Source organism: Tistlia consotensis USBA 355 (assembly GCF_900177295.1).
Classification (GTDB): Bacteria; Pseudomonadota; Alphaproteobacteria; order Kiloniellales; family DSM-21159; genus Tistlia; species Tistlia consotensis.
This window is the reverse complement of the sequence record NZ_FWZX01000014.1, coordinates 55,137-75,344: the sequence shown is the minus strand read 5'-3', so window position 1 is coordinate 75,344 and position 20,208 is coordinate 55,137. Positions and strand designations below refer to the sequence as shown.

General features: G+C 72.4%; 16 protein-coding genes and 1 pseudogene. 6 read left to right on the top strand and 11 right to left on the bottom strand.

Annotation, left to right across the window (positions count from 1 at the left end; genetic code table 11):
* Positions 1-117 precede the first annotated feature (117 nt).
* From B9O00_RS17000 to epsC, 7 genes and pseudogenes are all read right to left on the bottom strand, one after another.
* A complete protein-coding gene (locus B9O00_RS17000; protein ID WP_085123898.1) occupies positions 118-1,467 on the bottom strand; it encodes an alpha/beta hydrolase in 1,350 nt (449 codons plus the stop codon).
* A 47-nt stretch (positions 1,468-1,514) separates the two neighbouring features.
* Positions 1,515-2,222: a TenA family protein gene (locus B9O00_RS16995; RefSeq protein ID WP_085123897.1), complete on the bottom strand. Its 708-nt coding sequence runs from the start codon at positions 2,220-2,222 to the stop codon at positions 1,515-1,517.
* A gap of 2 nt (positions 2,223-2,224) precedes the next feature.
* Complete coding sequence (locus B9O00_RS16990; RefSeq protein ID WP_085123966.1) at positions 2,225-2,557, bottom strand: ferredoxin family 2Fe-2S iron-sulfur cluster binding protein; 333 nt, start codon at positions 2,555-2,557, stop codon at positions 2,225-2,227.
* A 138-nt stretch (positions 2,558-2,695) separates the two neighbouring features.
* Positions 2,696-3,910 carry a cysteine desulfurase family protein gene (locus tag B9O00_RS16985; protein ID WP_085123896.1) on the bottom strand — a complete coding sequence of 405 codons (1,215 nt, stop codon included), beginning with the start codon at positions 3,908-3,910 and terminating at the stop codon, positions 2,696-2,698.
* Positions 3,907-5,037: a cysteine desulfurase family protein gene (locus tag B9O00_RS16980; RefSeq protein ID WP_085123895.1), complete on the bottom strand. Its 1,131-nt coding sequence runs from the start codon at positions 5,035-5,037 to the stop codon at positions 3,907-3,909. The genes B9O00_RS16985 and B9O00_RS16980 overlap by 4 nt, the downstream gene beginning before the upstream one ends.
* A 19-nt stretch (positions 5,038-5,056) precedes the next feature.
* Positions 5,057-5,536, bottom strand: a complete 480-nt coding sequence (locus B9O00_RS16975; RefSeq protein ID WP_085123894.1) for an Rrf2 family transcriptional regulator — start codon at positions 5,534-5,536, stop codon at positions 5,057-5,059.
* Between the two features lie 49 nt (positions 5,537-5,585).
* Positions 5,586-6,359 (bottom strand): annotated as a pseudogene (gene epsC / locus B9O00_RS16970) (serine O-acetyltransferase EpsC); the annotation flags it as partial.
* Positions 6,360-6,543: 184 nt separating this feature from the next.
* Between epsC and B9O00_RS16965 the strand changes: the two are divergent.
* Positions 6,544-7,206 (top strand): alpha/beta hydrolase, encoded by a 663-nt coding sequence (locus B9O00_RS16965; RefSeq protein ID WP_085123892.1) that lies wholly within the window; start codon positions 6,544-6,546, stop codon positions 7,204-7,206.
* 165 nt (positions 7,207-7,371) lie between these two features.
* Here B9O00_RS16965 and B9O00_RS16960 read toward each other — a convergent pair whose 3' ends face one another.
* The gene (locus B9O00_RS16960) at positions 7,372-8,460 is read right to left on the bottom strand and encodes an anhydro-N-acetylmuramic acid kinase (RefSeq protein ID WP_085123891.1); all 1,089 of its coding nucleotides are present in this window, start codon (positions 8,458-8,460) and stop codon (positions 7,372-7,374) included.
* A gap of 86 nt (positions 8,461-8,546) precedes the next feature.
* Here B9O00_RS16960 and tyrS point away from each other — a divergent pair, with 86 nt between their 5' ends.
* A complete protein-coding gene (tyrS, locus tag B9O00_RS16955) occupies positions 8,547-9,809 on the top strand; it encodes a tyrosine--tRNA ligase (RefSeq protein WP_085123890.1) in 1,263 nt (420 codons plus the stop codon).
* A gap of 416 nt (positions 9,810-10,225) precedes the next feature.
* Positions 10,226-11,317, top strand: a complete 1,092-nt coding sequence (locus B9O00_RS16950) for a porin (protein WP_085123889.1) — start codon at positions 10,226-10,228, stop codon at positions 11,315-11,317.
* 78 nt (positions 11,318-11,395) lie between these two features.
* Here B9O00_RS16950 and B9O00_RS16945 read toward each other — a convergent pair whose 3' ends face one another.
* Positions 11,396-14,704: a YhdP family protein gene (locus tag B9O00_RS16945; protein WP_085123888.1), complete on the bottom strand. Its 3,309-nt coding sequence runs from the start codon at positions 14,702-14,704 to the stop codon at positions 11,396-11,398.
* Positions 14,705-14,768: 64 nt separating this feature from the next.
* On the opposite strand from B9O00_RS16945, the gene B9O00_RS16940 reads away from it, so the two are divergent.
* The 3 genes from B9O00_RS16940 to B9O00_RS16930 are packed head-to-tail and all read left to right on the top strand — an operon-like array spanning position 14,769 to position 19,155.
* Positions 14,769-17,822, top strand: coding sequence for a bifunctional [glutamine synthetase] adenylyltransferase/[glutamine synthetase]-adenylyl-L-tyrosine phosphorylase (locus B9O00_RS16940; protein ID WP_218822880.1), 3,054 nt, complete (start codon positions 14,769-14,771; stop codon positions 17,820-17,822).
* Positions 17,823-17,878: 56 nt separating this feature from the next.
* Complete coding sequence (bcp, locus tag B9O00_RS16935) at positions 17,879-18,343, top strand: thioredoxin-dependent thiol peroxidase (RefSeq protein ID WP_085123887.1); 465 nt, start codon at positions 17,879-17,881, stop codon at positions 18,341-18,343.
* An 11-nt stretch (positions 18,344-18,354) separates the two neighbouring features.
* Positions 18,355-19,155, top strand: coding sequence for a ferritin-like domain-containing protein (locus B9O00_RS16930; RefSeq protein WP_085123886.1), 801 nt, complete (start codon positions 18,355-18,357; stop codon positions 19,153-19,155).
* 2 nt (positions 19,156-19,157) lie between these two features.
* On the opposite strand, the gene B9O00_RS16925 is transcribed toward B9O00_RS16930, so the two are convergent.
* Both B9O00_RS16925 and B9O00_RS16920 read right to left on the bottom strand, forming a co-directional pair.
* Positions 19,158-19,796 carry a VOC family protein gene (locus tag B9O00_RS16925; RefSeq protein ID WP_085123885.1) on the bottom strand — a complete coding sequence of 213 codons (639 nt, stop codon included), beginning with the start codon at positions 19,794-19,796 and terminating at the stop codon, positions 19,158-19,160.
* Between the two features lie 23 nt (positions 19,797-19,819).
* The gene (locus tag B9O00_RS16920; protein WP_085123884.1) at positions 19,820-20,203 is read right to left on the bottom strand and encodes a RidA family protein; all 384 of its coding nucleotides are present in this window, start codon (positions 20,201-20,203) and stop codon (positions 19,820-19,822) included.
* Positions 20,204-20,208: the final 5 nt, after the last annotated feature.

Sequence of the window (20,208 nt, the reverse complement as noted above, 5' to 3'; positions counted from 1 at the left end):
CGGGCCATCGGGGCGATTGTCATATTTTTGTCATCTTCCGCACAAGCGTCATGGTTGAACCGATGCTCGACAGCTCTTGCCGGCCGTGACGAGCGGGCGGCCGACGGTCCGCGGCGGTCAGCCCTGCCCCATCGCCGCGAGCAGCCGCCCGATCGGCGCCTTGTCGGCCAGCAGGCCGAGCGAGACGGCGAAATGGCCCTGGCGGCGCACGAAGAGGTTCTGCTCGGACAGGCGCCAGCGCCGCGCCAGGGCCAGGCCGCCGGCGAAGGGCACCAGCTCGTCGACGGCACCGAGCAGCATGACGATCCGCTCCGGCGGCAACGCCGGCTCACCGAGCGGGGTCAGCAGCGGCTCGATGCGGGACAGGCTCGCCTCGTCCCAGCCGGCGGCCCGCACGGCGGCGGGCATGCCGAGGGCCCGCCCCAGGCTGGCGCGCTCGGCGAGCTCGCCGGGCGCGCCGCTGGTCGCGACCAGCAGGGCCGCGTCCGGCGTCAGCGGCGCCGGCCAGCCGGCCGCCGCGCAGAGCAGCAGCTGCGCGGTCAGGGCGCCCATCGAGACGCCCGCGAGCGCCAGCGGCTCCGCGTATTCGGCGCGCAGGTGGCCGATCAGCAGGGCGACCTCGGCGACCCAGGCCTGGAACAGCTCGACGACGCCGAGCGGCCCGCGGCCGAGCATCGGCTCGCCGCCGTAGCGCCCGGCCGGCCGCCGCCGGCCGTGCCACGGCCCCTCGGGCCGCACCACGCGCAGGCCGCGCGGCACCTCCGGCGCCAGCGGGTCGGCGAGGCCCCGCCAGAACTCGTTCTCCATGCCGAGGCCGTGCAGGGACACAACGGTCCCGGTCGCCGGCCGGCCGCAGGGCTCCTCGACGCGGACCTGGCAGAGGTCGCCGAGAACCGGCGAGCGGAAGCGCAGCCAGAAGGTCCTGACGCCGCCGCTCTCGAAGGCCCGCGAGCGCTCGAGCGGCCGCGGCTCGGGCGGCGGCCAGAGCGGCGCCGCACCCGACAGGCGCGCGGCCTGCGCGGCCAGCGCCTCGCCGGGCGTCGCGACCTCGGCCAGCACCGGCGGGATGCGCCGGGCGAGGTGCAGCGGCAGGAACAGGCCGCGGGCCGCCATGAAGCGATGGGCCGCCCGGGTCCGGGCCTCGGTCGCGCCGGCGAGGTCGCCGTCCGCGCCGCCGAAGGCCACGGCCTGGAACGCGGCCTCGGCAGCCTCGTAGCGCCGCCGGCGCGCCGCCGTCGCCCCGAGGGCCCGCCGCGCCAGCAGGCGCTGGCCGCCGCTGCGCGGACCGCCGATACCGTCCCAGAAGCGCTCGGGCCGGCCGTCGACGTCGGCCGCGGCGGCCCAGGCACGCGACAGCGGGAAATAGAGGCCGGCGACCCAGCGCAGCGCGACCCGGTCGAACCAGGGCCGCAGCAGCAGCTCTCCGACCCGGCCGCCGAGCAGCCGATAGGGGTCGCGATCCGCCATGGATCCCTCAAGAGAAAGCGCCCGCAGGAGACCCCGCGGGCGGGCGGTCAGGCCGGCGGCGCCAGCCCCATGTCCCAGAAGCCGACCTCGAGCCGCACCGCGGTGGCGAAGGTGTCGCTGATCGAGGGCCAGCGTGCGCTCCCGTCCCAGGGCGGCGTCAGGCCGCGTCGGCCGGCGACGCGGTCGAGCTGCGCGGCCATGGCGGCCGCGCCCTCCTGGAACTCGGCGCCGCCGTAGAGCTCGATCCACGGCAGGTAGGGGTTGCCCTCCCGCTTCGTCGCCGGGTCGGCGAGCAGGCGCCGGCCGATTTCGGCATAGCCGAGGCCGCAGGGCGCCAGCGCGACCAGCAGGTCGAGCAGGTCGCCGGCCAGGCCGCGGTCCATGACGTAGCGCGTGTAGAGGCGGTTGGCCGGCGCCTCGGGGGTCGCCGCCAGCGCCGTCTCGTCGAGGCCCCAGCCGCCGCAGAAGTCGACGTGCAGCGCGATCTCGTGATTGAGCAGGAGGTCGACCAGCGCCGCCGACTGGCGCAGGTCGTCGAGCCGGTCGGACTTGACGACCGCCAGGGACCAGGCGCGGCTGTAGTGCAGGAGGAAGAGGTAGTCCTGGGCCAGGTAGTGCCGGAAGCAGCGCTCGGGCAGGCTGCCGTCGGCGAGGCCGCGCACGAAGGGATGCCCGACGTAGGCCCGCCAGTCGGCGCCACAGGCCGCCGTCAGGGCGCCGAACAGGCCGCCCCGGGGATCGCGCGGGGCGGACACCGCTACTCGAGCAGCATGTTGCGGGTCTCGCCCGGCAAGGCGACGGTCAGGCCGTCGAGTTCCTCGGTCATGATCAGCTGGCAGCCGAGTCGCGAGGTCTTCTGCAGGTCGAAGGCGAGGTCGAGCATGTCCTCCTCGTCCTCGCTCGGCTCCTTGAGCCGCTCGTACCATTCGGGCGCGACGATGACGTGGCAGGTCGAGCAGGCCAGCGAGCCCTCGCAGGCGCCCTCGATGTCGACGTCGTTGCGGTGCGCGATCTCCAGAACGGACAGGCCCACCGGCGCATCGACTTCCTTCCGGTTACCGTCCCGTTCGATGAAGACCATTTTCGGCATGGCGGACTGTTCCTCTGGGCCGGAGCCCGAATCGATGACGCACAGGTTCGAGTTGGCGGTGATGCCGACCATGTGGGAACCAGCCGGGGTCGGTAGCAGACTCCCCAGACGGCGACAAGCCGTTCCGCCAAGACCCAGCTATTCCGCCGCGGACTCGCCTCCGGATTCAGCATGACGGGCCCGCAGGCTGGCGACCGTCTCCGCGAGAATCCCGGCCGCCCGCTCGACCTCGCCGCCGGTCGTGAAGCGGCCGAAGCCGACCCGGATGGCGCTGCGCGTGCGCCAGTCGGGCAGGCCGAGCGCCTGGACGACGTAGGAGGGCTCGACCGCGGCGCTGCTGCAGGCGCTGCCGCTGGAGGCGGCGACGCCGACCAGGTGGTCGAGCAGCTCCTGGGTATCCACTCCCTCGAAGGAGAGGTTGAGGTTGCCCGGGATGCGCCGCTCCGGGTCGCCGTTGAGCGCGACCCCCGCCAGGCGCGCCCTCAGCCCGGCCAGGAAGCGCTCGCGCAGCACGGTCAGGCGCTCGGCCTCCTCGGCCATCTCCAGGCCGGCCAGTCGGCAGGCCTCGCCGAGGCCGACGCAGAGCGGCGCCGGCAGGGTCCCCGAGCGCAGGCCCCGCTCCTGCCCGCCGCCGTCGAACAGCGGCTCCAGGCGGACCCGCGGCCGGCGCCGGACGTAGAGCGCGCCGATGCCCTTGGGACCATAGAGCTTGTGGCCGGAGATCGACAGCAGGTCGATGCCGAGCGCGTCGACGTCGATCGGGATCTTGCCGACCGCCTGGGCCGCGTCGCAGTGCAGCCAGATGCCCTTCGCCCGGGTCAGCGCGCCGATCTCGGCGAGCGGCTGGATCACGCCGATCTCGTTGTTGACCGCCATGACCGAGACCAGGGCCGTGTCGTCGCGCAGCGCCGCCGCCAGGCGCTCGAGATCGACCAGGCCGTTCTCGCGGACCGGCAGGAACTCGACCTCGAAGCCCTCGCGGCCCAGGGCCTTGACCGATTCCAGGACGCACTTGTGCTCGGTCGCCAGGGTGACGACGTGGCCCCGGCCCTCATGGGCCCGGCGGAAGCGGGCGCCGCCCTTGATCGCCAGGTTGTTGGACTCGGTGGCGCCGGAGGTGAAGACCAGCTCGCGCGCCTCCGCGCCGATCAGCCGGGCGACCTCGCCGCGCGCCGTCTCGACCAGCGCCGCGACGCGCCGGCCGAGCTCGTGGTCCTCGCTGTGCGGATTGCCGAACTCCTCGGTGAAGAGCGGCAGCATCAGCTCGACGACCCGGGGGTCGGTCGGCGTGGTCGCCTGGTAGTCGAGGTAGATCGGCCGTTCCGGCCGGTTGCTCCGCTCGGCCTCGCTCATGCCAGGGCCCGCTCCTTCTGCCGGTCGTTCTCTCGGGGCCCGGCCCGGGCGACGAGCGCCTCCAGGCAGCGGTCGAGATCCCTGCGCCGGCTGGCCCAGCCGAACGACAGCCGCAGCGCGCCCGCGACCAGCCCGGCCGGCACGCCCATGGCGGCCAGCACGTGCGACGGCACGACCTTGCCGGACGAGCAGGCCGAGCCCGAGGACAGGGCGACGCCGGCGAGGTCGAGGCCGATCAGCAGGGTCTCGGCGCGCCGGCCCGGCAGCGCGAAGCAGCTCGTATTGGGCAGCCGCGGCGCCCCGGCCGCGAAGACCACGGCCTCCGGCAGCCGCTCGGCCAGCGCCGCCTCGAAGCCGTCCCGCCAGGCCGCCCGGTGCGCCGTCTCGGCCAGTTCCGCCGCGGCCAGCTCGGCGGCGAGGCCGAAGCCGACGATGCCGGCGACGTTCTCGGTGCCGGCGCGGCGCCGCCGCTCCTGGCCGCCGCCGCGCAGCAGCGGAGCCGGCTCGAGGCCGCCGCGCACGACCAGCGCGCCGACGCCCTGCGGGCCGCCCAGCTTGTGCGCCGAGAGGCTGACCAGGTCGAGGCCGAGGGCGGCGCGGTCGAGCGGCAGCTTGCCGGCGGCCTGCACGGCGTCGCTGTGCAGCAGCGCGCCGCGGCGGCGCGCCAGCTCGGCGACCTCGGCCAGCGGCTGCACGGCGCCGGTCTCATTGTTGGCGGCCTGCACCGAGACCAGCGCCGGCTCGTCCGAGGCGTCGAGCAGGCGTTCCAGCGCCTCGAGATCGACCAGGCCGCCGCCGGTCAGCGGGATGATCCCGGCCTCCGGTGCCGCGGCCAGCACCGCCGGGTGCTCGCCGGCCGAGACCAGGCGGCGCGAACGGCCGAAGCCGGCCAGTGCCCAGTTGTCGGCCTCGGTACCGCTGGCGGTGAAGAAGACCTCTTCCGGGGCGGCGCCGACCAGTCCGGCGACCTGCGCCCGCGCCCGCTCGACGGCGGCCCGGGCGTCGCGGCCGAAGCCGTGCAGCGACGAGGCGTTGCCGACCCGGCCGAGCGTCTCGGCGACGGCCTCGATCACCGCCGGACGGACCGGCGCGGTCGCGTTGTAGTCGAGGTATACGGGCTCGGCCACCGGGCGGCTCGTCGGGCGGCTATTCGGCGGCGACCGGCTTCGGCAGGGTCGCCTCTTCGTCGGCGAAGATGACGCCGCTGGTGCCGAGGATGCGCTTGCCGACGACGTCGGCGACGCTGACCGAGCTGAGATAGAGGTAGATCTGGTTGCCCAGCTCCTCCCAGAGGTCGTGGGTCGCGCAGCGGCTGCGGTTGCCGCGGCAGCCGTAGGGCTGGCCGGGCGTGCAGCGGGTCGCGCGGATCGGCTCGTCGACCGCCAGGATGATGTCGGAGATGTGCGTCTCGGCCGCCTCGCGGGCCAGCAGGTAGCCGCCACCGGGCCCGCGCACCGACTTGACGAGGTCGCCGCGCCTGAGCTTGGCGAAGAGCTGCTCGAGGTAGGACAGCGAGATCTCCTGGCGATCGGCGATCTCGGCCAAGGAGACGGGCTTTCCCTCGCTGTGCTCGGCGAGATCGATCATCGCCATCACGGCATAGCGCCCCTTGGTACTCAGCTTCACTGGACCTCTCCCGTCTGTCGCGACGCTCCGGCCGGCCCGGCCGGAGACGTCAACACTTGCCGGCCGGCGCCCCCGGGCCCTCGGACTCGGACTCGGCTTCCGGCGGCGCGCCGGCGACGCGCTCGTGGCGCGCGGCGTCCTCCTCCAGCTGATTGACCCGCTGGCGCAGGCGCTGGACCTCGTCGAGCAGGCCCTCGAGGGCGCGCGCCACCGGATCCGGCAGGTCGCCGGTCGGCGTGCCGTAGGCGACGAAGGTCGGCGTCTCGCGGTGCTCGGCCGCCCGCACCGGGCGCGCCGGGATGCCGACGACCGTGGTTTCGACCGGCACGTCCTTGGTGACCACCGCGTTGGCGCCGACGCGCGCGCAGCGGCCGACCGTGATCGGCCCCAGGATCTGCGCGCCGGAGCCGACGATCACGAAGTCCTCGAGCGTCGGGTGGCGCTTGGTGTTGCGCTGGCTGTCGGAATCGACCGAGGGCGCGACGCCGCCCAGGGTCACGTCGTGATAGAGCGTCACGTCGTTGCCGATCTCGGCGGTCTCGCCGATCACGACCCCCATGCCGTGGTCGATGAAGAAGCGCTGCCCGATCGTGGCGCCCGGGTGGATCTCGATGCCGGTCAGCAGCCGGCCGAGCTGGGACACCATGCGCGCCAGCAGGAAGAAATGTCTGCGCCAGGCCCAGTTGGCGATACGATACAGCTGGACGGCCTGGAATCCGGGGTAGCAAAGCACCACCTCCCAGGCAGAGCGGGCCGCCGGGTCGCGGGCCATGGTCGCATCGATCTCGGCGCGCAAAGTCTTGAACATTGAGGTGTCCTTTCGATATCTTCGCGCGCCGCATCTCCGGCACCGATCCCGGCAGCCAGGCGCCTACAGGAACCCCGTGGTCGGTCTAGGGATATAGGTTGCCCGACTAATCCAGTCAACTTTACCCGCTTCCCGGAACGCCCCCCTCGGCGGTGCGCCGAACGCCCCCGGGATGGAACCAAGAACGAAAGCGAAGCTGATGCCCGAGGTGATCATCAACGGCCCTGAGGGCCGGTTGGAAGGTCGTTACCAGCACAATCCGGTGAAGGACGCACCGATCGCGCTGGTGCTGCATCCCCATCCGCAGCACGGCGGCACGATGAACAACAAGGTCGTCTACCAGCTGTTCCAGGCCTTCAGCCGCCAGGGCTTCTCGGTGTTGCGCTTCAACTTCCGGGGGGTCGGGCGCAGCCAGGGCACCTACGATCGCGGCGAAGGCGAGCTCAGCGACGCCGCCTCGGCGCTCGACTGGCTGCAGGCCACCAACCCGAACGCCTCGGCCTGCTGGATCGCCGGCTTCTCGTTCGGCGCCTGGATCGGCATGCAGCTGCTGATGCGCCGGCCGGAGATCGCCGGCTTCATCTCGATCTCGCCGCCGGCCAACCTCTTCGACTTCTCGTTCCTGGCGCCCTGCCCCTCGTCCGGCCTCGTGATCCACGGCGGCAAGGACGAGCTGGCGCCGGAGCCCTCGGTCAAGAAGCTGGTCGACAAGCTGCAGCACCAGCGCGACATCGTGATCGACTACCGCGTGATCCCCGATGCCAACCACTTCTACGCCGAGCACCTCGACGAGATGATCGGCATGGTCGAGGACTACGTCCGCAAGGCGGTCGCCACGCCGGCCGAAGCGGCCGCGCAGTAGGCGACGTCCGGGACAAGGTGTTTTTCCTGGATCGGCATCGAGTCCGGTGACGGCACGCCCCTCGACAGGCTCGGGACGAAGCGACCATCGGAGCTAGCCTCGGCGCTTGCTTCGTCCCGAGCCTGTCGAGGGGCGTGGGAGCACCGACGCTCGCGGCTCCCTCTGTCACGCTGCGCGGCGCGGCCGGAAGCGGCGGCCGCCGGTCTGCGGCGCCGGCACGCCGGTCGTGCCGGGCAGGGACAGCGGCAGGCCCTCGAGGCTGCGCACCGCGAGATAGGCGAAGGCCTCCGCCTCCACGGCATCGCCGTTCCAGCCGGCCGCCTCGACCGGCTCGACGATGGCGCCGAGCGCATCGCGCAGGGCCTGCAGCAGCACCGGGTTGCGCCGGCCGCCGCCGGTCACCAGCCAGCGCCGCGGCGCCTCGGGCAGCAGCGGCAGGGCGGCCGCGACCGAAGCGGCCGTGAAGGCGGTCAGGGTCGCCGCCCCGTCCTCGGTCGAGAGGCCCTCCAGCAGCGAGACGTCCCAGGCGTCGCGGTCCAGCGACTTCGGCGGCCGGCGGCCGAAGTAGGGATGGTCGAGCAGCCGCACCAGGATGCCGCGCTCGACGGTGCCGGCGGCAGCGAGCCGCCCGTCCAGGTCGCAGGACAGACCGGCCCGCCGCGCCACCCAGTCGTCGATCAGCGCGTTGGCCGGGCCGGTGTCGAAGGCCAGCAGGTCCTGCCCGCCGGCCGCTCCGATCCAGGTCACGTTGCCGACGCCGCCGAGGTTGAGCACCGCCAGCGGCCGCTCCAGCCCGGTCGCGCGCGCCGCGTGGTAGAGCGGCGCAAAGGGCGCGCCCTCGCCGCCGGCCGCGACGTCGGCCGAGCGGAAGTCGGCGACGACCTCGATGCCGAGCTGCTCGGCGAGCCGCTGGCCGTCGCCGATCTGCCAGGTCCGGCGCCGCTCCGGCTCGTGCAGGATGGTCTGGCCGTGGAAGCCGACCACGGCGATCTCGGACGGCCGGCGGCCGGCCGCGGCGAGGAGCCGGCGCACCAGCACCGCATGGCGGTCGGTCAGCTCGGCCTCGACGGCGGCGACCTCGGCCGCCGCGGCCTTGCCGCCGAGCAGCCCGCGGAGGCGCGGCCGGAAGGCCTCGTCGTAGGCCTCGCTGAGGAAGGCCTGAGGCTCGACGCGCGTGAGGCCGTCGGTCTCGATCAGCGCCGCATCGATGCCGTCGAGCGAGGTGCCGCTCATCAGTCCGACCGCCAGCACCATGGTCTCCGCCCACCCCTTCGCGTTGTTGACCTCCGGGGAGTGTGGTAAGCGACGCGCCCGCCCGCAAGCGAACAGTGTCCCGAGCGATGACCAGCCTGAAATCCGACTTCCTGCGCGTGCTGACCGAGCGCGGCTTCGTGCACCAGGCGACCGATCCCGAGGGCCTCGACGCCCTGGCGAAGAGCGGCGAGCTGGTCGCCTACGTCGGCTACGACGCGACGGCGGACTCGCTGCACGTCGGCAGCCTGATCTCGATCATGATGCTGCGCTGGCTGCAGAAGACCGGCGGCACGCCGATCGCGCTGATGGGCGGCGGCACGACCAAGGTCGGCGACCCCTCGGGCAAGGACGAGTCGCGCAAGCTGCTGAGCGAGGCCGAGATCCAGTCGAACATCGACAAGATCGGCGCGATCTTCGCGAACTTCCTGGAGTTCGGCCCGGCGAGCCAGGGCGGGGCCACGGCGATGATGGCCAACAACGCGGACTGGCTCGACGCGCTGGCCTACATCCCCCTGCTGCGCGACATCGGCCGGCACTTCACGATCAACCGCATGCTGACCTTCGATTCGGTGAAGCTGCGGCTGGAGCGCGAGCAGCCGCTGACCTTCCTCGAGTTCAACTACATGATCCTCCAGGCGTACGACTTCCTGGAGCTGAGCCGGCGCCACGGCTGCCGTCTGCAGATGGGCGGCTCCGACCAGTGGGGCAACATCGTCAACGGCATCGAGCTGGCGCGGCGCGTCGAGGGCCGCGAGCTGTTCGGCCTGACCTGCCCGCTGCTGACCACCGCCTCGGGCCAGAAGATGGGCAAGACCGCCGCCGGCGCGGTCTGGCTCAGCCCGGAGCGGCTCGGCGACTTCGAGTACTGGCAGTACTGGCGCAACACCGAGGACGCCGACGTCGGCCGCTTCCTCAAGCTCTTCACCGAGCTGCCGCTCGACGAGGTCGCCCGCCTCGAGGCGCTCGGCGGCAGCGAGATCAACGAGGCCAAGAAGGTCCTGGCCAACGAGGCGACCGCGCTGTGCCGCGGCCGCGCCGCCGCCGAGGCGGCGGCCGAGACCGCGCGCCGCACCTTCGAGGAAGGCGGCCTCGACGAGGGCCTGCCGACCGTCACCGTGGAGCGGGCCCGGCTCGCGGCCGGCCTGCCGGCCTACGAGCTGTTCCGCGAGGCGGGCCTCGCCGCCTCCAACGGCGAGGCCCGGCGGCTGATCAAGGGCGGCGGCGCGCGCCTCAACGACGCCCGCATCGAGGCCGAGGACCTGCGCGTCTCGCTCGACGACCTGGGCGCCGAGGGCGTCGTCAAGCTGTCGGCCGGGCGCAAGCGCCACGCCCTGGTGCGCGCCGGGTAGCGTCCGCTCCGCCGCACGGCGGCGCCATCCTTCCCCATCCCCCGACGGCGACGGCGGCCAAGACACCGAGGGCCCGGCCGTGGGCGGCGTCTCGCGCCGTCGCTGCGTCGCCCTGCCCGCCCCCGGTCCGCCGGCGATTCGTAGTATTCGAACCGCGCCGTTGCGACAAATCGCTCCATACAGAACTGTAAGGATTCAGACACACAAGTCTGAGCGACAATCTCCTCGTCGAAGATAAGTCGACTGCGACGAATACTCGCGACCGGCAAAAATTCGTCACCAGATCCCGAAGCAACCGGGCACCCCCCAGGGCCCGGACAGGGACACTTGTACCGAAGCCGTGGGCTCGCTTGCGGACCGGAAGGCGAGCCTGGGGGAGCCCAGTCGGCGACGGGCGACAACGAAAGGACTTGCAGATGAGGAAGGTTCTTCTTCACGGCACCGCCCTGGCGGCCGGCGTCGTGAGCATCGGCATCGCGACACCGTCGCACGCCCAGATCAAGCTGGGCCTCGGCGGCTACATGCAGCAGTGGTTCGGCTACGCCCACAGCAGCACCAACGTCGGCTCGAGCAGCGACGCCTTCAACGGCTTCGACGTCAAGTCGAACTCCGAAGTCTGGTTCGTCGGTTCGACGACCCTCGACAACGGCCTCAAGTTCGGCGTGAACATCCAGCTCGAGGGCAACACCAACACCGCCGACCAGATCGACGAGTCCTACATGTACGTCGAGGGCTCGTTCGGCCGCTTCAACATCGGCTCCGAGAACTCGGCCGGCTACCTGATGACCTACGCCGCCCCCGATGTCGGCCAGGGCGTCAACTCCTCCGGCACCCTGACCGGCTACCTGCCGCAGGGCGGCAGCTTCGCCGGCGCCGGCTTCTTCCGGGGACCGCTGGGGTCGACCTACCTCGAGCTCGACCGCAACAACGACTCGACCAAGATCACCTACTTCACGCCGCGCTTCTCGGGCTTCCAGTTCGGCGCGTCCTTCCTGCCGGATCCGCAGCAGGATTCGAACTCGCAGGTCGACAAGGCGACCGTCTCCTACCGCAACGGCTTCTCGCTCGGCGGCAACTTCGTCAACTCGTTCAACGGCATCGACGTCGCCGTGTCGGGCCGCTACGACTGGGCCAACGACCAGTCGTCCGCCGGCACCGACCCGAGCCTCTATTCGTTCGGCACCAACCTGGGCTACGCCGGCTTCACGCTCGGCGGCTCCTATGCCCACACCAGCGACATGGGCGCCGACACCGGCCGTTCCTTCGACGTCGGCCTGTCCTACGAGACCGGTCCCTGGGGCGTCTCCGTCACCTATCTCAACGGCCAGGCCCAGGCCACGGCCGCGGCCGGGGACAGCACCTACAAGGCCTACGAGGGCGCGGCCAGCTACGCCCTCGGCCCGGGCGTGACGATGGTCGGATCCATTTCCTACCAGGATCTCAACGCCGACACCGGCTCGAACGCCAAGACCTGGGCCGTGGTCAGCGGCGTCAAGCTGAAGTTCTAGACTACCCTGTCGTCCTGCTTCGCCCTGCCTGGCCGCGCGAGTGGCCGGGCAGGGCGTCTTCTTTGGGCCGCGGCGGACTCAGCGGCCGATCTCGCCCGACGGGAAGACGTCGTCCAGCTCGTCGGCCTGGCCGCCGCCCGGCTTCGGCACGCTGAACAGGCCGCGCAGGAAGCCCGGCGCCAGGATCGACAGCGGGTTGACGCTGACGTCGGGATCGTCGATCCGGCCGCTGACCCGGTAGGTGACGCCGAGGATGCCCTCGCCCTCGCCGCCGGTCAGCAGCTTGCCGAGGATCGGGATCTCGCCGAGGATCCGGTTGACCGAATAGGCCGGCACCAGGGTTCCCGAGACGTCGGTCTCGGCGCCTTCCAGGTCGATCTGGCCCTTGGCGGTGATCCCGAGCGACGAGCCGTAGGCGCGGAACAGCGGCGTCGTGATCCGGTCGTCGGCCAGGGTGAACTTGCCGACCGCTCGGTCGAACTCGATGCCCTCGCCGCTCAGCAGGTTGCCGATGCCGGTCAGCGAGGCGACGGTCAGCAGCTTGGCCATGGCCGGCGCGTTGACGACGCGGAAGCCCTTGGTCTCGATCCGGCCGTTGAGCGGCGAGTCCGGCAGCGGCCCCGGCAGCGTGCCGACGATCTCGCCCTTGCCGCCCTCGATCGAGTCGATCCAGCCGAGCGCGCGCAGGGTCGCGCCGATGTCGTCGGCGAACAGCTCGAAGCGGTAGGTGCCGTCGGCCTCGGGCCGGTAGAAGACGCTCATCGACTTCTCGGCGACCTGGGCGTCCTCGGCGACCTGGCGGTTCTTGTGGCGCCACAGCGAGCGCGGGATCTGCGCCTGGGCCTTGATCAGCTGCCAGCCGCGACGGTCGCGCACCAGCTGCAGGCTGACCGCCTCGAGCGAGCGGCCCTCGGCGAGCCGCACGCGCGACAGCGAGGGCGCGTCGAGCTTGAGCGGCAGATAGGGCGGGCCCGACTTGCGCTGGCTCGCCGCCGCGGCAGCAGCGGCGGCCTTGGCCTCCGGCGTCTGGTCCTCGGGGCGCGTGCCGAGCAGCGGCGCCAGGTCGAGCGTGCCGGTCTGCACGGAGACGGCGTAGCCGCCGCCGTCCAGCGGCGTCACCACCAGGCCGGTCACGCTGTTGTGCGCCACGGCGAGCTGGTCGAAGGCGATGCGGGCGATCCCGCCGCCCTTGGCGAAGCCGATCTCGCCGTGCGCCCGGTCGTCGCCCAGGTCGACCGCCAGGTCGGCGATCCGGGTCAGGCTGCCCTTGTCGATGCTCATGACCGCCGACAGCGTGCCGGGCTTGCCGGAGGGCTTCTCCCAGTCGAGGGTCGGGATCCGGGCGCTCACCTGCTGCAGGTTCGCCGACAGGCCGATGCGCGAGCTGCCGTGGTGGTCGGCGGCGATGTCGAGCTTCAGCGACAGCGCGCCCCGGGCGAAATCGCCGGCGTCGAGGCCGAAGGCGGTGAGCTGCGAGACCTGGACCGCCGGCGCCGCGGCGGTCACCCGGGTCGGCGTCTTGACCGCCTCGAAGCTCTCGCTCCAGGTGACGCTCTTCAGCGGGATGCCGGCGAGCGTCGCCGTTCCGGTCGCCTTCAGGCCCTTGCCGTCGAGCTTGAGATCGAACTGGCCCTTGTCGAGATCGTAGCCCGCGACGCCGCCCTTCAGGCCGGCGTCGGCGACCTTGCCTTCGACGCCGACCTGGATCTGCTCGAAGGTCAGGTCGGCGACCAGCGGGAAGGCGAAGCTCACCTTGTCGTGGAAGGTGCCGCTGGCCGCCGCCGGGTCGATGCCGAGATTGCCCAGCAGGTCGAGCCGCGGGTGGGCGAGCAGGGTCAGGGCCTGCTTGAGCGGCCCGTCGGCGTCGAAGACGATCGAGATGCGGTGGTCGTGGCCTTCGAGGCCGAAGATCGAGATGCCGCCGTTGCTGATCTTGATGTCGTCGCGCTGCGCCTGCTCGACCGTGAAGTCGAGGCCCTTGAGGTCGTAGGCGGCGCTGCCGGTGGCATCGGTCAGGGGCGGCAGCGGACGCAGGTAGTGGACCTCGAGCCCCTGGTAGCGGAAGCGGCCGCCGAACGAGCCGATGCTCTGGATCTCGTGGCTGTCGCGATCGACCGACAGGCTGGTCGAGAGCGTCGCCGAGGTCACCTCGCCGGCGGTGATGTTCTCGATCACCCAAGGCCGGCCGTTGCCGCCGACGCCCTTCGGCCAGTAGAGCTTGAGGTCCTGGGCCGGCAGGTCGCGGATCTCGGCCATCAGCTTGACCTCGAAGACCGAGGGCTGCGGGTCGACGATCGCCTCGACCGAGAAGGCCGGGCCGCTGCCGCCGCCCGCCGCCGGCGCCAGCGAACCCGACAGCTTGTCCAGCACGAAGGGATCATCGAGGCCGCCGCCGTGGGCCTCGATCGCGAGGTCGTTGACCGCCAGCGGCTGCTCCAGGCGGTCGGGCAGGTCCAGGGTGATGCGATCGGACGACAGCTCGAGGACCGTCTCGCTGGGCCGGCCGTCCTCCGCCAGGGTCATGCCGACCCGGCCGTGCAGCGCCCCGGAGATGCCCTGCAGCGCCTTGGCGTCGGGCAGCACCGCGGCCAGCGCGGCGGGCTCCAGGGAATCGACGTTGATCACCGTCTCCAGGCCCGGCGAGCCGGCGACCTCGGTCATCGTCAGGTCGAGCCGCGAGCGCTTGTCGCCGAGCGCGATGGTCGCCGAGCCGGTGGCGCTGACCCCGGCGGTATCGCGCAGGATCTTGAGATCGACGTTGGGCGCCCGCCAGATCACCTTCAGCCGCTGGTCGATCATCAGGGCCGAGGCCCGCACGATGGTGACGTTGGCGAGCTGGGCGAAGGGGTTGTTCGGGTCGGGCTTGTCGCGCAGCTCCGAGAACAGCAGCTGCAGGGCCGACTGCTCGGCCTGCGCGCCCGCGATCTGGCCGCTGTCGGGCAGCGTGTCGGGTTGCGCCTCGCCCTCTGCGGCCGGCAGCTTGCCGAAGGTGAAGCGACCGTCCGGCCGGCGCAGCAGCGAGATGTGCAGGCCGCGCAGGGTGATCGCCGTGGGCGCGACCTGCCCGTCGAGCAGCGCGCTCAGGCTGAGCTGGATCGAGGCGTCGGGAATCGTCAGCAGCCGCCGGCCGTCGGCGCCGATCACCTTCCAGTCCTGGCCGGCGACCTCGATCCGCGAGCCCCAGCCCGCCCAGACCAGCTGGGTGCCGCCGACCTCGACCTTGACGCCGTCGTCGCTGCTGAGCGCCGCCTCGATGTAGGGCTTGACGAAGTCGACCGGCAGCGGCTCGCGGCTCAGCCAGAACAGGCCGAACGCGGCCAGCAGGGCGAGGCCGGCGATGACGGCGACCACCCACTCCAGCGCGATCCGGCAGCTCTTCAGCACCATGGGGCGATCCTAGCCTGGATTCCCGAAAGGCACAGACGGCCGCCGGGCGCGGCCGCCGCAGCGCTTGACCGCCGGGCCCTGGCTGGTCGACCTTGCCGCTACGATGCTCAACGCCGCCTTCGCCGCCGCCGACTGGCCGCAGCCCGCCGATCCGGCCCAGGCCGAGCTCGCCCGGCAGCGCTGGAGCGAAGCCGCCGCGCGACTCGAGCCGCCGGAGCGGGCGCGGGCCGAGGCGCTCGCCGCCGAAGCCGCCGGACGGCGGCTGCTCGATGCCCTGTTCGGGAGCTCGCCCTTTCTCACCGACGCCCTCCTGCGCGAGCCGGTCTTCACTCTCGATCTGCTGCGCGACGGGCCCGATGCGGTCATGGCCGAGCTTCTCGACGAGTTGAAGGCGCTCAGCAAGCAGGAAGTTCCACGCGATCGGCTCTCCGCCGAGCTGCGCCGGGCCAAGCGCCGCGCCGCCCTGGCCGTCGGCCTCGCCGACGTCGGCGGCCTCTGGGCGCTGGAGGCGGTGACCGGCGCGCTCAGCGAGCTGGCCGACGCCGCTCTCGACGCCGCGCTGGCCTGGCTGCTGGCCGAGCGCATCGCGCGCGGCGACCTGGAGCTGCCGGCCTCTGCCTGCGCGAAGGACGGCACGCCGCTGGAGCGCTGCGGCTACTTCGTGCTGGCCATGGGCAAGTACGGCGCCCGCGAGCTCAACTACTCCTCGGACGTCGACCTCATCGTCTTCTACGAGCCCGGCCGCATGGCCTGGCACGGCCGCCGCACCCTCTCGGAGGCGATGGTGCGCATGACCGAGGAGCTGGCCCGGCTGATCGACGAGCGCACGGCCGAGGGCTACGTCTTCCGCACCGACCTGCGCCTGCGCCCCGACCCCGGCGCGACGCCGCTGGCGATCTCGGTCGACGCCGCCCTCGCCTACTACGAGTCCGCGGGCCAGAACTGGGAGCGCGCGGCGATGATCAAGGCGCGCGTCGCCGCCGGCGACCGGGCGACCGGCGACGCCTTCCTGCGCGACCTCAAGCCCTTCGTCTGGCGCAAGCACCTCGACTTCTGGGCGATCCAGGACGTGCACTCGATCAAGCGCCAGATCCAGGCGGTCAAGGGCGGCGCCGAGGTCGCCGTCGAGGGCCACAACGTCAAGCTCGGCCGCGGCGGCATCCGCGAGATCGAGTTCTTCTGCCAGACCCAGCAGCTGATCTTCGGCGGCCGCGATCCGCGACTGCGCGACCCGTGCACGCTCCACGCCCTGCAGGCCCTGGCCGACAGCGGCCACGTCGAGGCGAGGACCGCCAAGGAGCTGGCCGAGGCCTACCGCGAGCTCAGGCGCATCGAGCACCGGCTGCAGATGGTCGACGACCGCCAGACCCACAGCCTGCCGGACAGCGCCGCGGGCATCGCGCGGATCGCGACCTTCCTCGGCTATCCCGACGGCGCGAGCTTCCGCCGGCACCTGCTGGCCACCCTGCACTGCGTCGAGGGCCATTACGGCGAGCTGTTCGAGGAGGCGCCGCCGCTGTCCGGCCCGGGTAACCTGGTGTTCACCGGCGGCGAGCCGGACCCCGGCACCGTCGAGACGCTGGCCCGGCTCGGCTTCAAGGACGGCGAGCGGGTCTTCAACATCGTCCGCGCCTGGCACCACGGCCGCTACCGCGCGACCCGCTCGGCGCGCGCCCGCGAGCTCCTGACCGAGCTGATGCCGGCGCTGCTGGAGAAGCTGGGCCAGACCCGCGAGCCCGACGAGGGACTGGCCCGCTTCGACGCCTTCCTGGGCAGGCTGCCCGAGGGCGTGCAGCTGTTCAGCCTGCTCTACCAGAACCCCAGCCTGCTCGACCTGCTGGCCGAGGTCATGGGTCGGGCGCCGGCCCTGGCCGAGCACCTGGGCCGCAACGCTGCGCTGCTCGAGGCGGTGATCGACGGCCGCTTCCTGGAGCCGTCCCCGGGCCGGGCCGTGCTGCAGGAGGAGCTGGCCCGCGAGCTCGGCCAGGCGCGCGACTTCCAGGACTGCCTCGACATCGTGCGGCGCTGGGCCAACGACCGCCGCTTTCTGATCGGCATCGCCCTGCTGCGTCACGGCATCGAGGTCGACGAGGCCGGCGTCGCGCTGAGCGACGTCGCCGAGACCTGCATCGCCGGCCTGCTCGGCCCCTGCACCGAGGAGCTGGCGCGCAACCACGGCCACCTGCCGGGGCCCGGCCTCGCCGTGCTGGCGCTCGGCAAGCTCGGCGGCCGCGACATGACCGTGTCCAGCGACCTCGACCTGGTCTTCCTCTACGAGGGGCAGCCGCACGGCGGCGAGCTCGACGAGTCGGACGGGCCGAAGCCGCTGCCGCCGAGCCTCTACTACGGCCGCCTGGCACAGCGCCTGATCTCGGCGCTGTCGGCGCTGACCGGCGAGGGCCGGCTCTACGAGGTCGATCCGCGCCTCAGGCCCTCCGGCAGCGCCGGGCCGATCGCCCTGTCGCGCCAGGGCTTCCTGCGCTACCAGCAGGAAGAGGCCTGGGTCTGGGAGCACATGGCCCTGACCCGCGCCCGGGTCGTCGTCGCCGAGCCGGCGCTGCAGGCCGCGATCGAGGCCGACATCCGGAGCGTGCTGACCGTGCCGCGCGAGCCGGGGCACCTGGTCGTCGAGGTCGATGCCATGCGCGAGCGCATCGCGAAGCAGTATCCCGGCCGCTCGCTCTGGGACTGCAAGTACCTGCGCGGCGCGCTCTACGACCTGGATTTCCTGGCCCAGTACCTGCAGCTGCGCCACGCCGCCGAGCACCCCGAGGTGCTCTGCCGCTCCTCGGCCGAGGCCTTCGGCCGGCTCGCCGAGGCCGGCCTGCTGGACGGCGGGCGCGCCCGCTTCCTGGCCGAGGCGACCCGGCTCTGGCGCCGGGTCCAGGGCTTCCTGCGCCTGACCGTCGGCGACCGCTTCGACGAGGTGGCGGCACCGCCGGGCCTGAAGGCAGCGCTGGCCCGCGCCGCCGGCGCCGAGAGCTTCGAGGCGCTGCAGCAGCGGCTGATGGAGACCGCCCAGGGCGTCAGCCAGTGCTACAGCGAGATCGTCGCCGGACCGGCGCGCCGCGCCCAGGCCGCCGCCGAGCGGGCGGCCGGCGCCCCCGGCGACGCTTGACAGTCCGGCCGCCCGCGACACCTTCTGCTCGTCCAGTCCAGCAAGAGGAGAACGACATGACGGTCGAGGTCGGCCAGCAGGCGCCGGATTTTTCGATGCCCACGGACGGCGGCGGCACGGTCTCGCTCGCGGCGCTGAAGGGCCGCAAGGTCGTGCTCTACTTCTACCCGAAGGACGACACGCCGGGCTGCACCAAGGAGGCCTGCGGCTTCAACGACTCCCTGCCCGACTTCTCCGGCCTCGACGCCGTGGTGATCGGCGTCTCGCGCGATTCCGTGGCCCGGCACGACAAGTTCAAGGGCAAGTACGGCCTGAAGTTCCAGCTCGCCTCCGACGAGGACGGCAGGACCTCCGAGGCCTACGGCACCTGGGTCGAGAAGTCCCTCTACGGCCGCAAGTACATGGGCATGGAGCGCGCGACCTTCCTGATCGACGGCCAGGGCGTGGTCCGCGGCGTCTGGCGCAAGGTCAAGGTCGCCGGCCATGTCGAGGCCGTGCTGAAGGCGGCGCAGGGCCTCTAGGGAGCCGCCCCATGCAGTTCGCCCTGGCCGGCGCCGCCCTGGCCGTGCTCGACGTCGCGGAGCCGGAGCGCAAGGTGCGGCGCAGCCTGGCGATCGCGTCCGACTGGCGGGCGCTGCGGATCCACGAGATCGGCAGCGCCGCGCCGCCCGACCGACCGGCCCGCCCGGATCGGCCGGAGCTGCTGCCGGCGACCCGCGTGAAGAAGCGCAGGATCGGCCCCGGCGCGACCGGGCGGATCGCGCTGCTCCACGCCCTGGCGCACATCGAGCTCAACGCCGTCGACCTCGCCTGGGACATCGTCGCCCGCTTCACCGGCGAGGACCTGCCCCGGGACTTCTACGACGACTGGGTCCAGGTCGCCGACGAGGAGGCCAGGCACTTCGAGCTGCTCGCCGACCGCCTGGCCGCGCTCGGCGCCGCCTACGGCGACCTGCCGGCCCACGACGGCCTCTGGGAGGCGGCGCTGGAGACGAAGCACGACCTGCTGGCCCGCCTCGCGGTCGTGCCCCTGGTGCTGGAGGCGCGCGGCCTCGACGTGACGCCGGCGATGATCGAGAAGCTCCAGGCCGTCGGCGACGCGGACTCGGCCGCCGCCCTGCAGGTCATCTACGACGAGGAGATCGGCCACGTCGCGATCGGCCGCCGCTGGTTCCAGTGGCTCTGCGAGAGGCGCGGCCTCGAGCCGGCGCCAACTTGGCAGGCCCTGGTCCGCAAGCATTTCCGCGGCCAGCTGAAGCGCCCCTTCAACGAGGCGGGGCGGCAGCAGGCCGGCCTGCCCCAGGACTGGTACGTCCCGCTGGCCGACGGCTAGCCTCAGGTCAGCTCCTTCAATCCGGTCGGTGTCTCGATCTCTGCCCGATAACGGACCTTGGGCCCCGGGATGATCGCGGGCGGGCGATCGATCGAGAGCTCGCGATAGAGCGCCTCGATGGCCACGGGGTCCGGATGTTCGAGGGTGAGCGACCGGAGGCGCGCGCCGCGATCGGGAATCGCGGCCATCGCCTCGGGTTCGCCCCGGCGATCGATGATCGAGGGAGCCGCGCCGTCGAGGGGCAGCGAGCCATCCTCGGGAATGGCGAAGTCGAAGGTCGGATCGGCGACCGGAAGCGGCACCCGGTCGCCGAAGACGGCACGACGGCTCGCAAGGAAGGAAGCGATCGCGTCCGTGCCGGCGACCCAGCCCCGCAGGCGCCGGCCTTCGTCCCAGTCCGATCTGACCCTCTCTCGATCGTCGAGACCGAACCAGCGCGGCCGGGCGGGAGCGGTACCGTCCGGGTCGAGCGCGACGATCTCGAGATAGACATCGCTGCCGAGCCTGAGCCGGTGATTGTGGGTGCCCATGTAGGCGTGGCGTGTCCCGAAGGGCACGTCGAGGTCGAGGCAGCTCCGGACGTGCGCCACCCCTTCGGCCAGCGTCGGGGCGATGACGGTGATGTGGTCGAGCTTCAGCACGGTCGACGAGCTCCAATGCGTCCTCAGGCGGCCGCGATCGCCTCGATCTCGAGCAGCCAGGCCTCGTCGAAGATGCCGGCGATCACGACGGTGGTCGCCGTCTCGCGCCCGCCGAGCATCTCGCTGCGGATCCTGCGGTTGTCGAGCGCATGGCGCCGGTCGGCGAGATAGGTGCGGTGCAGGACGAGGTTGTCGAGGCCGAGCCCCGCCGCCTTCAGCTGCGCTTCGACGTTGCGCCAGGCCAGGCGGCACTGTGCCTCGAAGCCCTCGGGCACCCGGCCGTCCGCTGCGACCGGGATCTGGCCGCTGACGAAGAGCAGGCGGCTGTGGCCGCTGATCGCCATCGCCTGGACGTAGCCGCTGGTCGGGACGAAGGCATCGTCGGCGTTGATCGGACGCTTTTCCATGGGAT